Origin of the sequence: Streptoverticillium reticulum, from assembly GCF_047456005.1 — a bacterium.
Classification (GTDB): domain Bacteria; phylum Actinomycetota; class Actinomycetes; order Streptomycetales; family Streptomycetaceae; genus Streptomyces; species Streptomyces reticulum.
The window spans coordinates 6461413-6477096 of the sequence record NZ_CP179755.1 but is presented as its reverse complement, the minus strand read 5'-3'; the positions used below and the strand labels follow the sequence as shown (position 1 = coordinate 6477096).

Here is a 15684-nt window from a genome sequence, read left to right as displayed (position 1 = left end):
AGGTGTGTCCGGGGGCCGCGTCCATGGGGCCGGGGCACGCTCAGGGAATCCGCGTACCGGTCGCGGCCAGGGCAGCCGTCACCGGCTGGTAGTAAGTCGTCCCGCCCAGCGTGCAGTTGCCACTGCCGCCCGATGTGAGACCGAGGGCCTTGTCCCCGTCGAAGAGGGGGCCTCCGCTGTCGCCGCCCTCGGCGCAGACGTCGGTCTGGATCAGCCCGCGGACCGTGCCCTCCACGTAGTTGACCGTGGCGTCGAGGCCGGTGACCTTGCCGCCGTGCACCCCGCTCGTGGAGCCGCTGCGCTGCACGGCCTCGCCGATCCTGGCGTCGGCCGCCTGCTTGATCTCCTGGGCGCCGGCGCCCAGGACGCCGTGGAGGTTCACCTGGCTCGGGTGGGGAACGTCCTCGGTGTACTTGACGAGGGCGTAGTCGTGGTCCGGGAAGGCGTAGGACTCGGTGGTCCCGATCGGCCGGCCGCCCTTGCTGTCGGACCAGCCGTTCTCGACCGCGCCGCAGTGCCCCGCGGTCAGGAAGTAACCCCCCTCCCACTGGGGGGCCGTGCCGTCCTTGCTGACGTTGAACCCCAGCGAACAGCGGTACTTGGCACCGTAGATCCCGTCGCCGCCCGCGATGAACCGGGTGAGCCTGGTGGCCGTTCTGTGCACGACGGCCTTCTCGCCGAGCCCCGAGACGACCCGGTTCAGCCGTGCCATCCGGTCACCCGTGACCGTGGGGTCGGCGGTCACGACGACCTGGTTCAGTCTGGGGTCGGTCACCCAGGCGGTGCCGGGGATGGCGGCAGACCTGTCCAACTCGACGCGCGCCGCATCCAGTTGCGGGAGGGAGTACCGTACGGACCGGGCCTCGGCGCCGGACGCACGGACGGCGTCCCCGGCGCCCGGGTCGAGGACGTCGACGACGAGCCTGTGGGTCTTCGTGTCGTAGTACGAACCTGCCGTCGCGCCCTTGAGGCGGTCGACGAGGGTCGCGGCGAGCTGCCCGGCGGCGGACTCGGAGAGGACCTCCGAGACGGGGCGGGGAGCGGCTTCTGCGGGCTGCGGTGCGAGGGTGACGGCCGCGAGAGCGGCCGCGGCGGCACCGCCGAGGGCGGCGCGCGCGAACGACCAACGGTTCTTCAACTCGGCACCTCCAGTGGGGGGTTGGGCCGCACGCACGGACGCCGGGCCCGGAGGACGAACGACACAGCCGCACCCCCGATAGGAGGTCGCGTCCATGCCAAGTTGTCCGTCGAGTGTCCCGAGCGGAGGAGGGAGTGCACAAGGGCGAATTTCAGTAGCGCGCAAATCTATGCGCACGCCGGTGCGCCCCGTCAGGGGCGCGGGGAACTGCGCGAGCAACCACGACGCGCCCGCAGTTGACGAAGTGCATCGGCTGCAGGCCGTGGGCGGCTGGTCGCGCCCACGCGGCGGAGCCGCATAATGTCACAGGCCCGCGCCCCTACGGGGCGCTACGCATGTCCGATGCCCGTCTCCTCCTCACCCCCCGTTTCAGGGGACGACGGCTCGACCGGGATGTGCTCGCTCTCCACCGAGGAGGTGCCCCGCCCCGCCCGTTCGAGGAAGCGCAGCAGCTCCACCGGGAACGGCAGCACCAGCGTCGAGTTCTTCTCCGCGGCCACCGCCACGATCGTCTGCAGCAGCCGCAGTTGCAGGGCGGACGGCTGGTCGGACATCGTCGCCGCCGCCTCCGCCAGCTTCTTCGACGCCAGCAGCTCCGCGTCCGCGTTGATGACCCGGGCCCGGCGCTCCCGCTCCGCCTCGGCCTGCCGGGACATCGAGCGCTTCATCGTCTCCGGCAGCGAGACGTCCTTGATCTCGACGCGGTCGATCTGCACGCCCCAGCCGATGGCCGGGCTGTCGAGCATCAGCTCCAGGCCCTGGTTGAGCTTCTCCCGGTTGGAGAGCAGATCGTCCAGGTCGCTCTTGCCGATGATCGAGCGGAGCGAGGTCTGGGCCATCTGCGAGACCGCGAAGCGGTAGTCCTCGACCGCGATCACGGCCTCCGCCGGGTTCACGACCTTGAAGTAGACGACCGCGTCGACGCGCACGGTCACGTTGTCCCGGGTGATGCCCTCCTGGGCCGGCACCGGCATGGTCACGATCTGCATGTTGACCTTGCGCAGCCGGTCCACCGCGGGAACGATCATGGTGAATCCCGGCTGCCGGATCTCCGGGTGCAGCCGTCCCAGTCGCAGCACGATGCCGCGCTCATACTGCTTGACCACCCGGGCCGCCGCCATCAGATACACGAGCCCGACGGAGCCCGCGGCCACCACTGCCACCACGAGGTCTTCGACCATCACGGCCCCCTGCCGTCACACGTCAGGTGATACGTCCACGGTATGCCCGTGCCCGGGCGTGGTCGAGCCCCCGGCCGTGGGGCCGGGGGCTCTGTGCTGCTGGCCGCAGGCGATGGGGAAGGGCGGAGCGCGCTCGCGGTCAGACGGCGGGGAGGGGCGGGCGAGTCAGAAGACGCTCACCCCGTAGGCGCCGAGCGCCTGGGTGACGGGCTGGAAGAAGGTCGTCCCTCCGGAGCTGCAGTTGCCGCTGCCGCCGGAGGTCAGGCCGAGGGCGGTGGAGCCGGAGAAGAGCGCGCCGCCGCTGTCGCCGGGTTCGGCGCACACATTGGTCTGGATCAAGCCGCGCACGATCTGTCCGTTGCCGTAGTTGACGGTGGCGTTCAGACCGGTGACCTTGCCGCCGTGCACCCCGGTCGTGGAGCCGCTGCGCTGGACGCTCTGCCCGACGCGGGCGTTGCCCGCGGAGGTGATGCGCTGCTGGCGGCCGTTGTAGAGGTCGACCGCACTCGGGTGCGGCACGGCGCCGTTGGTGTACTGCACGATCCCGTAGTCGTTGCCGGGGAAGCTGGTCCCGACGGTCGGGCCGATGCTCGTGGAGTGGTTCGCGTTGGCGTAGTAGGGCGGCTTCCCCTGGGTGCAGTGGCCTGCGGTGAGGAAGTAATAGGTGTTGCCCTTGCGGACGTTGAAGCCGACGGAGCAGCGCCACGAGGGCGCGTAGATCGCGTCGCCGCCGGCGAGGAGCGTGCGGAAGGCTCCGGGGGTGCGTTCGATGCGTATCGCCTCCGCGCCGGAACCGGCACGGTGTCTGAGTCTGGTCAGGTCGCCTGCGGAGACGGTGGAATCGGCCGTCACCACAAGGGTGTCGGTCGCCGGGTCGACGGCCCATGCCGTGCCCGCGACGTCCGCGGACTCCACGGCCGCACGCGCCGCGGACAGTTGCGCGGCCGAGTGGACGGCCGCGGAGGCGCCGTCGGCGTGGGCGCTGCCGACGGCGAGGACGGAGGCGGCCAGCAGGCCGCCGGCCACGGCGAGCACCGAGGTGGGGCGCTTGATCCTCACGTTCTTCCTCCCGTGGGGGGTCGGAGGGGCGCAGCCGAAAGGGCACGCCGCATTCCGATTTCGCCGTGCCCCTGACAAGCGCCTGTGCTCGGGAGTATTCGGGCCGGGAGGCGCAGGGCGCAAGAGCCTCTTTCGGACGCCGTCCTGTCTGCGGGGCACGCCCGCAGACAGAGGCAACCGGGTGTGCGGTGGGCGGCCCGCACGCCGGGAGCGGCTCCACGCGGGGGCCGCACGCGGCAGTGCGTCGACTGCGGGTCCGCCTTGGCTGGTCGCGCAGTTCCCCGCGCCCCTTACGGGGTGCTGATCACGTCCCGCTCCCCCGCCGGCACCTCGAACGGCAACGTGTTCCCCGGTGGCGGGAAGGGGCAGATGAAGTGTTCGGCGAAGGCGCACGGCGGGAGGTGGGCGCGGTTGAAGTCGACGGTCACGCCGCCGTCCGCCGCCGGGGCGGGCGGGCGCAGGAAGCGGAAGCGGTAACTGGAGCCGCCGCTGGTGCCGTCGGCGAAGACCGCCCACAGCGAGCCGTCCTCCTCCGCCGCGACCTGCAGGCTGTACTCACCGCCGCCGAGGGCCAGTTCACCGGCCAGGCTCAGGCCGCGTTCACGCCCGTCCGCGTTCACCACCGGCACGACCGTGCGGCCGCCCGCGTACGGCCGGAACGTCCCGGGCAGCACCCAGCGTTCGTCGTAGTCGAAGGCGTCGATGCCGCCGAACTCCTGCCGGGCCGCCGACTGCGGGTCGAAGACGCGCACCGCCCACTGGCCCTCGCGCCGCAGCACCAGCAGCCGGCGCTCGCCGTGCGCGACCCACACCGCACCGGCCGAGGCGTCGGGGCCGAGCCGGATCCATCCCTCGAACGGCTCCCCGTTCACGGTCAGTCCGTCCTCGGCGAGGGCGGTGAGCAGGACGGCGTCATCGGTCCCGGGATCCTCGGTCCAGCGCCCCGGAACGCCCGGGATCCGGCCGTCGGGGGCGTCGGCGAGCCAGTACGTCCCGGTCAGCGCCAGCGGCCCGTACGGCGCCGAGACCGTCCTGGTGCGCTGCTCGCGCCACGCGGCCCACTGCTCTTCGGCATCAGTCGTGCTCATGGCCGCCCACTGTTCCATACGGGGGCGGGAAGACCGAGGTGCTCGCGCAGCGTCGCGCCGCTGTACTCCGTACGGAACGCCCCGCGCTCCTGCAGCAGGGGCACCACCCGGTCGACGAAGTCGTCCAGCCCGCCCGGGGTGAGGTGCGGGACGAGGATGAAACCGTCGGCGGCGTCCCGCGTCACGAACTCGTCCATCCGCGCCGCCACCTCCTGCGGCGTGCCGACGAACGACTGCCGGCCCGTCGTCTCGATGACGGTCTCCCGGATCGACAGCCCCTTGGCCTCCGCCAGCGCGCGCCACTGCGCGGCGACCGCCGACGGGTCGCCGATCCGCACGCGGCCCTGCGCGAGTTCGCCCCCGGGGTCGGGGTCGACGTCCGGCAGCGGGCCGTCGGGGTCGTAGCCGGACAGGTCACGGCCCCAGACCTGCTCCAGCGCCAGGATCGCGTTCTGCGGCGAGACCTGCTGCCGGCGGATCTCCGCGGCCCGCTCCTGGGCCTCGGCGGCGGTGTCGCCGAGCACGAAGGTCACCCCCGGCATGATCTTCAACTCGTCCGGCCCGCGCCCGTATGCGGCCAGCCGCCGTTTGACGTCGGCGTAGAAGGCGCGGCCCGACTCCAGAGTGCCGTGCCGGGTGAAGACGACGTCGGCGGCCGAGGCGGCGAACTCGCGGCCCTCGTCGGAGTCGCCGGCCTGGATGACCACGGGGTGGCCCTGCGGACTGCGCCGGACGTCGAACTCGCCCGCGACGGAGAAGTGCCGGCCGTGGTGGGTGAAGGGACGCGCCCGCCCGCACGGCGTCCAGGAGTCCCACAGCTCCCGCGCTGTGGCGACGAACTCCGCGGCGCGCGTGTAGCGGTCGGCGCGGTCGAGGTAGCCGCCGCGGCGGAAGTTCTCGCCCGTGAACGCGTCGGAGGAGGTCACCACGTTCCAGGCGGCGCGCCCGCCGCTGAGGTGGTCGAGCGAGGAGAGGCGCCGGGCGAGTTCGTAGGGCTCGTTGAAGGTCGCGTTCACGGTGGCGGCCAGGCCGAGCCGTTCGGTGACGGCGGCCAGCGCGCTCAGCACCGTGATCGACTCGGGCCGGCCGACGACGTCCAGGTCGTGGATGCGGCCCTTGTGCTCGCGCAGCCGCAGCCCCTCGGCGAGGAAGAAGAAGTCGAACAGGCCGCGTTCGGCGGTGCGCGCGAGGTGCTCGAAGGAGGAGAAGTCGATCTGGCTCCCGGAGCGCGGGTCTTGCCAGACCGTGGTGCTGTTGACGCCGGGGAAGTGTGCGGCGAGGTGCATCTGCCGACGGGCGGTGCGGGTCATGCGGTCTCCCTTGCCGGTGCGTAACGGTTGGCGGGGCGCGGCAGTCCGAGGTGCTCGCGGAGCGTGCCGCCCGCGTAGAAGCGGCGCAGCAGGCCGCGGTGCTGGAGCACGGCCACGGTGCCGTCGACGAGCAACGGCAGATCGCGGCCGGGCTCCTCGGGCCGGAGGTGGAGGCCGTCGACGACGCCGTCCTCGTACCAACGCCCGGCCAGGTCCGCGAGCGCGACCGCGTCGGCGGCGGCGTGCAGGGCGACGGGCACGGAGGCGAGGACGCGGAGCCGGCGCGGGTCGCGCCCGTGGGCGCGGGCGCGGCGGTGCAGTTCGTCGCGGACGGCGGCGAGTTGTCCGGGGTCGCCGGTCCGTTCGGTCCGCACCAGGGCGACGTCTGCGTGGCGGGCCGCGGTGTCGCGCGACGGGCCGGCGGTGGCGTCGACGGCGACGACCGGCCGGCCCTGCGGGGGCCGGGGCACGATGGACGGGCCGCGGACACGGAACCCGGGGCTCTCGAAGTCGACGTAGTGCAGTTTGTCGCGGTCGACGAAGCGGCCGGTGGCCCGGTCGCGGATCTCGGCGTCGTCCTCCCAGCTGTCCCAGAGCCGGGCGACGACGTCGGCGACGGCGTCCGCCTCGCGCCACAGCACGTCGTCGGGCGCCGCGGGCCGCCGGCCGAAGAGCCGGGCGGCGGTCTCGCCGGCCGACACGTCGACGGTCCAGCCGGCCCGGCCGCGGCTGACCCAGTCCAGGGTGGAGACGGCGGAGGAGACGTGGAAGGGCTCGGTGTGCGTGGTGGTGACGGTCGGGACGAGCCCGATCCGCTCGGTCGCGGGCGCGACGCGGGCCAGTACGGCGAGCGCGTCGATCCGGGACTCCCGCGGGGTGCGCGGCCCGAAGGCGTCCCCGAGCGTGACGAAGTCGAGCCGCCCGCGCTCCGCGAGACGGGCGGCGTGGAGGTAGGGCCGGGGGTCGGTGGTGCCCGGCTGGTCGATGGCGACGGCGAGGTGCAGCATGCGAACTCCTGTGTAATCAGGGGGATTTCAGACGGATTACCGCACCCCGTCAGGGGCGCGGTACCTCTGCCGGACATGCGGCTTCCGCCGCGTGGGCGCGACCGGCCACGGACGGCCCGCACCCGTCGAACCGGCCCCCGGCCAGCACCCCCAGCACCGCCCGCGCCACGGCGTCGTTCTGCCGGAACCCGGCCGACCCGCTGTGCGGCCGCGCGAACGCGGGGGCCCGCGCCGTGGTGTGCGGTCCCAGGGCGAACCGGCGCGGGTGCGGCCGCCCGTCCCGGCCCACGACGCGCCCGTCGTCCGGGCCGACGACGAGCAACCCCGAGGCGTTGACGGCCACTTCGCCCGCCAGCCCCCGCAGCAGCGGATCCGCCGACCTCCCCACGCTCGCCGCAGGCAGCCTCGCCTCGACCAGCGCCCGCGCCTCGACCACCCGCCCCGGCACGCTGACGCTCTCGGCCCGGAACACCCCGCGCCCCGCGTCGGCGGTGATGCGCACGTCGGCGCCGAGGAAGCGCACCACTCCCGCCCGGGAGAGCGCGAGCAGCTGCCGCAGCCGGGGCCCGGGCGGGCCGGACGCCAGGTAGTTGAACAGGCCCTGCCACTGGTCCCCGGCGTCGCCGAGGCGGGCGAGCTGCCTGTGGACGGAGAGCAGCCCGAGGAAGACGGCCAGGTCCGGGCTGTGCCGGGGGTCGTGGCGCCGCGCCACGTCCGCGGCAATGTGCGCCCGCACGCCGTCCTGCAGCGCTTCCGCGTCCGGGAAGCGCAGCCCGGCGAGCGGCAGGTCGAGGGCGTCCAGGTCGAGCCGGTCGGCGGAGTCGGGCACGGAGGAGGCGACGAGGACGTCGAGTTCGGCGCTGCCGGGCTCGCAGGCCGCGTACTTCTCCTCGAAGTCGGGCCAGTCGACGCGGGTGCGTTCCGGATGGGCGGCGAAGAGCCGGTGGTAGTGGGCGAAGCCCAACTCCTTGGCGACGAGCGGCCGCACGTCGCGCTCGAACTCCGGCGGGCCGGGCCGGCGGCGCAGTTCCCCGGTCTCGGGCGGCCCGAGGAAGCGGGGCAGCGGGGGCCGCTCCCCCTGCCACCGGTATCCCGTCTTGGAGCGGTACGGGACGCCGCGGCGCGAGCCGACGTGCAGGACGGGTTCGTGCCCGGAGGGGTGGTACGTCAGCGTGCCGGTGCCGTCGTCGGTGTACCGTCCGCCGCGGCCTTCGGTGAGCAGCACCATCAGGTCGACGAAGGCGAGCCCCATGCCCCGGACGAGGACGGGCTGCCCGGGCCGTAACCCGCTCAGGTCGCTGTCGGCGGTGAACTCGGGCGGCAGATGGACGAGTCCGTGGGCGGCGGCGAAGGCGGCGAGCGCCTGCTGTTCCGGGTCCGGCTGGGCGGGGAGGTGCCCGAGGGTGAGCACGACGGCGTCGGCGAGCAGGGGTTCGGCCCGTCCCGCCAGCCACACGCGTTGCTGCCCGTCGCGTGGGCCGGAGAGCCGCACGGCCCGGCGGCGGTGCTCGTGGACGGTGACGCCGGGCGGCAGCGCGGCCACCGCACGCCGGTGGAACCAGCGGAGGTAGGCGCTCTGCAGCCGCCGTCCGGCGAAGCTGCGCGGGGTCAACGCACGGGCCTCCGCGGCGACTTCGGGATCGCCGGGCGGTTCGACGACGCCGTCGCGGACCTGCGCGGCCCACTCGGCGAGCGAGGGGCCGGGGCGGACCGGGCCCGCGGTCCCGACGGTGTCGTCGGTGAACATCGTGACGTCCTCGGCCATGGAGTTCATCCACAGCAGCGGCGACTGGCCGTGCCGCCAGATCCGTCCGGCGCCGGGCGGGTACGGGTCGACGAGGTGCAGGTCGAGACGGCGGTCCCCGAGCAGCGCGGGGGCGTTGGCGGCGATCCGTTCGACGAGACCGGTGCCGCGCGGGCCCGCGCCGACGACGACGAGCGACGGGACGGGCAGGGCGGGAGAAGGCATGCGAAGGCACTCCGTGGATGCGGGGATCGAACACGGACGGTGCTGCCTTCGCACGAGCCGCGCCCCTCAGCGCGGACCCGTCGTCGAGGCTACGTCGGTTGACGCGGAAACGGAAGGCTGCTCCACTTGGGGCATGGCAACGACGCAGCGGCTGGTGACGCGCAGCCACATCGACTTCGGTCGGGTGTGGTCGGCGTCCTGTACGGGTTGAGGATTCCCCGCCGCGCTGCCTTCGCCTTGCGGCCGGGGTCGTTCGACCCCGGCACCGCACTCCCCCTCAGTGCTCAACTCCCCCTCAGCACTCAGCAGTCACAACAGCTGCAATCACAGTCGCACCCGTCGCCGCAATTGCTGCAGCAGTCACAGCAGTTGCAGCAGTCACCGCAACCTCCGCATCCATCACAGCTGTCGCAGCAGTCGCACTTGTAGCACCAGCCCTCCCTCGGCCAGCCCGTCCACGGGTCGGTGTAAGGGTCCTTGCAGCACACCTGGCACGTGCAGAACAGCCCCGTCCACACCAGGCACCCCGACAGCAGGTCCCGCTGCGGACCGCGCGGCGGCCCCGGCGGGGCGGGCGGCGGCGGCATCACCGGCGGCGGGCCGAAGGACGCCTGCTGTTTGGAATGAGCCGATTGCCCTGAATGCCCGCCATGTCCGCAGGCGTTGCCGCTGCCGAACGCACGGTCCACCGCCCGCTCCAGCTCATGGACCAGCAGCACATGCGCCAGCCTGCCCTGCGCCTTGCTCCCGAAGTCGGCCTCGCGCAGCGCCAGCCGCACGCCGTGCACCGCGTCGTCGCACAGCCGCCGCACCTCCACCAGGTCCGTACCCGTCGCGGCCACCGGGTTCCACGCGCCCGTGCGCGCGTCCTCCGCCAGGTCCTCGACGGCGTCCAGCAGGTGCGCGAGCCGGCCGAAGAGCCGGCCGGCCTCCTCCAGCGGAGCCTTGTTGGCGGGACGTCCGGCCAGAACGGCCGTGTAGCCGAAGGCCGCTGCGGTCGCCGTCTCCGTCGGCTCGGTCACCGCCAGCAGCGGCGTGCCGGCCCCGGCCAGCGCCTCGATGCCCGACTGCCGTTCGACCGCGTCCACCAGAACGGCCGTGTCGAAGCCGAGCTCCGATCCGGTCCGCGCCCCGGCCCTGTCCCACCGGGCCGCCATCCGGCGGGCCGCGGCCGCGACCGGACGCCGCGCCAACAGCCCGTCACGGTCCTCGACATGGTCACGCATCTTCGCCGAGGCCAGCACGAGCGAGACGGACGCGGCCAGCCGCGCGCCCTCGCCGTGCGCCACGGACGCGCTGCGCATGCCGCGCAGCGCACACGGACCGGCCGTGCGGCGCCAGGCGCCCACGCCCTCGGTGCGCGGCGACTGCGCCTCCACCAGAACAGATATGACCAGTCCGTCATAGTTCGTGGCGATCCGGGCCATTTGCCCGTGATCCCCCTTCAACGCCAGGCAGAGGCCGCACAGATGAGCCATCCACTCCGTCCGCATCGCCTCGGACAAGCGGTGCCTGCATGGCCTGATGATCCCGAACAAAATGTGCCCCCGTGGTGTGGCGACGTGTGTGGTGCCGATGTGCCCGGGCATCCTAATCACCGGGGCAGGACACCGGGCCGGGGCCCGCCCGTCCCTCGAAGAGACCGCATATGCCCAGGTCCAGCGCCTACGGCCGACTCCGGGAGTTTCTGACGCAACGCCAACCGCTTTGCACCAGATGCGTCACGAAATCCTCGCTCGGCGGCCATCCACTTGGCACATCATCCGCATCATGGACGACCATAGAGGGCGCGGGCGGAACACACCGCGTGTGAGAGGAGGCGTCCATGGGATCGGTGCGCAAGGCGAGTGCGTGGCTTGGCCTCGTCGACGACAACAGCGATGACGAGCGCTACTACGACGACGAGTACGCCGAGGGGCCCGAGCCCGGAGACTCCTGGGTCACCAACCCCAAGGTGCGGGTGGCCGACGAGGTCGCCCAGGAGCAGGGCACCCGTATCGCCACGGTCACCCCGGACGGCTTCCGGGACGCCCGCGGCATCGGCGAACTCTTCCGCGAGGGCGTCCCGGTCATCGTCAACCTCACCGCCATGGAGCCGAACGACGCCAAGCGCGTCGTGGACTTCGCGGCCGGTCTGACCTTCGGCCTGCGCGGCTCGATCGAGCGCGTGGCCACCCGCGTGTTCCTGCTCACCCCCGCCGACTACCAGGTGGTCAACGGGGAGCCGGTGGGGCGGCGCGGGGGGTTCTTCAACCAGAGCTAGGCAGAATGGGTTGTCGGCCGGGGGTCCGGGGGTTGTCCCCCGGGAAAGCACAGCAACCAGAGCTGACCCTTTACGGGGTCGGGGTGCTCACCGGAACGCGTCGATGCCGGTGAGCGCCTTGCCCAGCACCAACTGGTGCATTTCGACGGTGCCCTCGTACGTGAGCACCGACTCCAGGTTCGTGGCGTGCCGCATCACGGGGTACTCGAGCGAGATCCCGTTGGCGCCCAGGACCGTGCGTGCAGTGCGGCAGATCTCGATCGCCTCGCGCACGTTGTTGAGCTTCCCGAAGCTCACCTGCTCCGGTCGCAGCCGGCCCGCGTCCATCCGCCGGCCCAGGTGGTGCGCGAGCAGGATCCCCTTGTGCAGCTCGACCGCCATGTCGGCCAGCTTGGCCTGCGTCAGCTGGAAGCCGGCGATCGGCTTCCCGAACTGCTCGCGCGTTCCTGCGTAGTCGAGCGCCGTTTCGAAGCATGTGCGCGCGGCACCCATGGCGCCCCAGACGATGCCGTAGCGGGCGTGGCTCAGACAGCCGAGCGGACCGCGCAGCCCGATCGCCTCCGGCAGGACGGCGTCGGCGGGCAGCCGCACCTCGTCCAGGACCAGTTCGCTGGTGACGGACGCGCGCAGCGACCACTTGTGCCGGATCTCCGGCGCCGAGAGGCCCGGGCTGTCGGTCGGGACGACGAAGCCCCGGATGCCCTCGTCGGTCTGCGCCCAGACGACGGCCACCCCGGCGACCGAGCCGTTGGTGATCCACATCTTGCGGCCGGTGAGCACCCAGTCGCCGCCGTCGCGCCGGGCGTGGGTGCGCATGCCGGCGGGGTCCGAGCCGTGGTCGGGCTCGGTGAGCCCGAAGCAGCCGATGACCTGGCCGGACGCCATCTCCGGCAGCCAGCGCTGCCGTTGCTCCTCCGAGCCGAAGCGGTGGATCGCGTACATCGCGAGGGAGCCCTGGACGGAGACGAGGGAGCGGATGCCGGAGTCGGCGGCCTCCAGCTCCAGGCAGGCCAGCCCGTACTGGACGGCGGTGGCCCCCGCGCACCCGTACCCGTCGAGCTGCATCCCGAGGGCGCCCAGGGCGCCCAGTTCCCGGGCGAGTTCACGGATGACGGGGAGCTCGCCGCTCTCGTACCACTCCGCGACGTGCGGCAGCACGCGGTCGGCCGCCCACTGCCTGACGGCGTCCCGGATGGCGCGGTCCTCGTCGGACAGGAGGTCGTCGATCCCGAGCGGATCACGGGGATCGAAGGCAGGGAGGGCGCGAGTCATGCGCCTGACGTTACGGGTGAGTAACCCGTAACGTCCAGTGCCGGCTTGGGGCTTGCGCCCCGTAAGGGGCGCGGGGCTGTTACTCCCCCAGCTACCTCCCCCAGCTACCGCTGGGGGTGCCCCCAGGAGGTACCCCCAGCGGCTCCGCCGCGTGGGCGCGACCAGCCACGACGCGCCCGCACCGGGCGCCCCGTAAGGGGCGCGGGGAACTGCGCGACAAGCCACGACGCACCCGCAGTTGAAGTCCCGGGGCTTCGACTGCGGGCCGGTGGGGGCCGGTCGCGCCCACGCGGCGGAGCCGCATATGTCAACAGCCCCGCGCCCCTACGGGGCGCCGCTCTCCGCAGAGCGCGGCAGCCGCAGCGCCGCCAGGCCTCCCGCGAGGAGCAACCCCGCGCTCACGGCCAACGTCACGTGCAGACCGTGCACAAACGCATCCCGCGCCGCCACCCGCAGCGCGGCCCCGGCCGGCCCGCCGAGCCGGTCGGCGACCTCGTACGCCTCCCCCACGGAGTGCCCCGCCGCGACCCCGGCCGCACTCGGCACACCCGGCACCGCCGCAACTCCCGGCGCGTACGCCGCATTCATCACGCTGCCCAGCAGGGCGATGCCGATGCCCGCGCCCAGCTGGTACGACGTCTCCCCGATCGCCGCCGCGCCCCCGGCCGACTCCGCAGGAGCCTCGCTGAGCATCGATTCGTACGCCCCGAACAGCGTGGTCTCCAGGCCGAAGCCGAGCAGGACGAAGCACGCGACCATCAGGGCCGGCCGGTCCTGGCGGCCCAGGGCGGTCAGGGACAGCACCGCCACCGCCGTCAGCGCGAAACCCGACGCCACCATCGCCCGCGGTCCGACGCGGTGCAGCACCCGGGAACCGACAAGTCCCGCGGCCATGGCGGCCAGCGTGAGCGGCAGCAGCCGCATCCCGGTCTGCAGCGGGGTGAGGCCCAGCACGAGCTGCAGGTACTGCGCCGCCACCAGCTCCAGGCCGACGAGGGCCAGCATGGCCAGCACGATGCAGCCCACGGAGGTGCCGAACGCCGGGCGGCCGAACATCCCGAGGTCGACCAGCGGATGGGTCCGGCGGCGCTGCCGCCGGACGAAGAGGACGAGCAGCGCGGCGCCCAGCGCGGCCGGCACCAGCGTGCCCAGCGACAGCGGCTCGGCGGTGCCGATCCGTTTCACCCCGAGGACCAGGCCGAACAGCCCGCAGGCCGCCATCAGTGCACCGAGCACGTCCCAGGGCCCGTTGCGGTCGCCGGTCGACTCGGGCAGCAGCCACCGCCCGACGGGAAGGCTGACCGCCATCAGCGGCAGGTTGATGAGGAAGACCGAACCCCACCAGAAGTGCTCCAGCAGGAAGCCGCCGAGCAGCGGCCCGACCGCCGCGCCTATCGCGGCCACCGCGCTCCAGATGCCGATGGCCAGGGCCCGTTCCCGGCGGTCGGGGAAGACCTGCCGGAGGATGGAGAGCGTCGCGGGCATGATCATCGCGCCGCCGGCGCCGAGCAGCGCCCGCGCGCCGATGAGGACCTCCGCCGAGTCGGCGAAGGCCGCCACGGCCGAGGCCACGCCGAAGAGCGCGTAGCCGAGCAGCAGCACCCGGCGCCGCCCGACGCGGTCGCCGAGGGTGCCGAAGAGGATGAGCAGCGAGGCGCAGACGAGCGGGTAGACGTCGACGATCCAGAGCAGCTGGATCGCGCCGGGGCGCAGGTCCTCGGTGACGGCCGGCACCGCGACGTGCAGAACGGTGGCGTCGACGGCGACGAGCAGCAGGCTGACGCAGAGCACGACGAGCACGGTCCAGCGGCTCGCGCCGCTTCCGTTCCCGCCGTACGGCAGCCGGTCCCGCCGGGAGCGCTGCCGGGGAACGCCCGAGGACCGCCGGTGGTCGGCGGTGGTCGTCCCGGACATTCACACACCTCCGTGTCGTGCGAGTCGACAGAGTACGCGAGTCCCGCCCGTGCGCACGTGGCCCGTCTCACCTCAGGGGGCTGGGACAATCGGTCGGGTGACTGATCTCGTTTCGCCCTCCGGCATACGCACCGGCGCCCCCGCCGCCGCGTACGGCGGCCCGCTGCGCGGCCGCGCGGTACCGGGGGTGCTGCGCAGGGCCGCCCCGGCGCTGCTGGTGTACGCGGGGGTGCGGGCGCTGGGGGTCGTGGTGCTCGCGGTGTGGGGACTGTCCGACGGCAAGGACCCGCTCACGCTGCTGTCGGCGCGCTGGGACTCGCTCTGGTACGCGCGGATCGCCGAGCACGGCTACGGGTACACGCTGCACCTGAGCGGTGGGCGGGTCCATTCCGACCTGGCGTTCTTCCCGCTGCTGCCCTCGCTGGAGCGGGGCCTGTCGGCGGTGCTGCCGCTCTCCGCGGGCGAGGCGGGCCTGGTGGTCAGCGCGGTCGCGTCGCTGGGCGCGGCGGGGGCCCTGTTCGCGATCGGCGAGCTGTGCCACGGGCGGCGGGCGGGCATCGCGCTCGCGGCGCTGTGGGCGGCGCTGCCGGTCGGGATCGTGCAGTCGATGGCGTACTCGGAGTCGCTGTTCACGGCGCTGGCGGCGTGGAGCGTGTACTGCGTGCTCACCGGCCGCTGGGTGTGGGCGGGTTCGCTCGCGGCGCTGGCCGGACTGACCCGGCCGGTGGGGGCGGCGGCGGTGGCGGCCGTGTGGATCACGGCGGCGGTGCTGCTGTGGCGCGGGGCTGTTGCATATGCGGCTCCGCCGCGTGGGCGCGACCAGCCACCGACGGTCCCCAGCCGACACACTGCCCAGGGGTCCGGGGCGAAGCCCCGGGGACGGCGGCTGCGGCGGATGCTGCTCGGGGTGGCACTGGCCCCGCTGGGCTGGCTCGGCTACGTGGCCTGGGTCGGGGTGCGGACGGGCAGCGTGACCGGCTACCTCGACGTGCAGGGCGGCTGGGGCAACGGCTTCGACGGCGGGCTGGCCTTCGGCCGGTTCGTCGGCGGGCTGCTGGGCGGCCCGGGGTTCGCGGGCGGACTCGCACTGCTCGTCGGCGTCGGGCTGGTGCTCTGGCTGTACACGGCCGGGGTGCGGCGGCGCCAGCCGCTGCCGCTGCTGGTCTACGGGGGCGTGGTGCTGCTGCTCGCGCTCACCGCGAAGGGGTACTTCGGCTCCAAGCCGCGCCTGATGCTGCCGGCGTTCCCGCTGCTGCTGCCGCTCGCGGCGGCCGTGGCGCGGCTGCGCACGGTGCGGGCGGCGGCGACGGTGGGGGCGGTGGCGCTGGCGTCGGCGGTCTACGGAGCGTTCTGGCTGCACGGCTCCGGTCCGCCATGATCGATTATCGGGCGTTCCCGGGGCTTTCCCGGGACCGGCCGCGGCGGGCCGCCCACAAACACCGCGGAACGCGGCGACCACGGGCCGGCGAACGCCGGGGAACGA

The 15684-nt window shown here is 73.5% G+C and carries 12 protein-coding genes; 2 read left to right on the top strand and 10 right to left on the bottom strand.

What is annotated here, in order from left to right:
• Positions 1-40: 40 nt before the first annotated feature.
• From ACMATS_RS29825 to ACMATS_RS29790, 8 genes are all read right to left on the bottom strand, one after another.
• Positions 41-1234, bottom strand: coding sequence for a S1 family peptidase (locus tag ACMATS_RS29825; protein ID WP_414169652.1), 1194 nt, complete (start codon positions 1232-1234; stop codon positions 41-43).
• A 233-nt stretch (positions 1235-1467) separates the two neighbouring features.
• Positions 1468-2319 carry a slipin family protein gene (locus ACMATS_RS29820; RefSeq protein WP_414169651.1) on the bottom strand — a complete coding sequence of 284 codons (852 nt, stop codon included), beginning with the start codon at positions 2317-2319 and terminating at the stop codon, positions 1468-1470.
• A 165-nt stretch (positions 2320-2484) separates the two neighbouring features.
• The gene (locus ACMATS_RS29815) at positions 2485-3378 is read right to left on the bottom strand and encodes a S1 family peptidase (protein WP_414169650.1); all 894 of its coding nucleotides are present in this window, start codon (positions 3376-3378) and stop codon (positions 2485-2487) included.
• Positions 3379-3668: 290 nt separating this feature from the next.
• Complete coding sequence (locus tag ACMATS_RS29810) at positions 3669-4466, bottom strand: DUF1684 domain-containing protein (RefSeq protein ID WP_414169649.1); 798 nt, start codon at positions 4464-4466, stop codon at positions 3669-3671.
• A complete protein-coding gene (locus ACMATS_RS29805; protein ID WP_414169648.1) occupies positions 4463-5776 on the bottom strand; it encodes an NtaA/DmoA family FMN-dependent monooxygenase in 1314 nt (437 codons plus the stop codon). Before ACMATS_RS29805 ends, ACMATS_RS29810 begins: the two co-directional genes overlap by 4 nt.
• Positions 5773-6783, bottom strand: coding sequence for an LLM class flavin-dependent oxidoreductase (locus tag ACMATS_RS29800; RefSeq protein ID WP_414169647.1), 1011 nt, complete (start codon positions 6781-6783; stop codon positions 5773-5775). The genes ACMATS_RS29805 and ACMATS_RS29800 overlap by 4 nt, the downstream gene beginning before the upstream one ends.
• A gap of 49 nt (positions 6784-6832) precedes the next feature.
• The gene (locus ACMATS_RS29795) at positions 6833-8752 is read right to left on the bottom strand and encodes an FAD/NAD(P)-binding protein (protein WP_414169646.1); all 1920 of its coding nucleotides are present in this window, start codon (positions 8750-8752) and stop codon (positions 6833-6835) included.
• A 302-nt stretch (positions 8753-9054) separates the two neighbouring features.
• A complete protein-coding gene (locus tag ACMATS_RS29790; protein ID WP_391154334.1) occupies positions 9055-10290 on the bottom strand; it encodes a DUF5685 family protein in 1236 nt (411 codons plus the stop codon).
• A 287-nt stretch (positions 10291-10577) separates the two neighbouring features.
• On the opposite strand from ACMATS_RS29790, the gene ACMATS_RS29785 reads away from it, so the two are divergent.
• A complete protein-coding gene (locus ACMATS_RS29785; protein ID WP_171080524.1) occupies positions 10578-11015 on the top strand; it encodes a cell division protein SepF in 438 nt (145 codons plus the stop codon).
• Between the two features lie 87 nt (positions 11016-11102).
• On the opposite strand, the gene ACMATS_RS29780 is transcribed toward ACMATS_RS29785, so the two are convergent.
• Positions 11103-12287 carry an acyl-CoA dehydrogenase family protein gene (locus tag ACMATS_RS29780; protein ID WP_390781914.1) on the bottom strand — a complete coding sequence of 395 codons (1185 nt, stop codon included), beginning with the start codon at positions 12285-12287 and terminating at the stop codon, positions 11103-11105.
• A 324-nt stretch (positions 12288-12611) separates the two neighbouring features.
• Entirely contained in the window at positions 12612-14201 is a 1590-nt protein-coding gene (locus ACMATS_RS29775; RefSeq protein ID WP_414169645.1) for an MFS transporter, read from the bottom strand.
• Positions 14202-14298: 97 nt separating this feature from the next.
• Between ACMATS_RS29775 and ACMATS_RS29770 the strand changes: the two genes are divergently transcribed.
• Positions 14299-15579, top strand: a complete 1281-nt coding sequence (locus ACMATS_RS29770; protein ID WP_414169644.1) for a hypothetical protein — start codon at positions 14299-14301, stop codon at positions 15577-15579.
• The last annotated feature ends 105 nt before the right edge of the window (positions 15580-15684 follow it).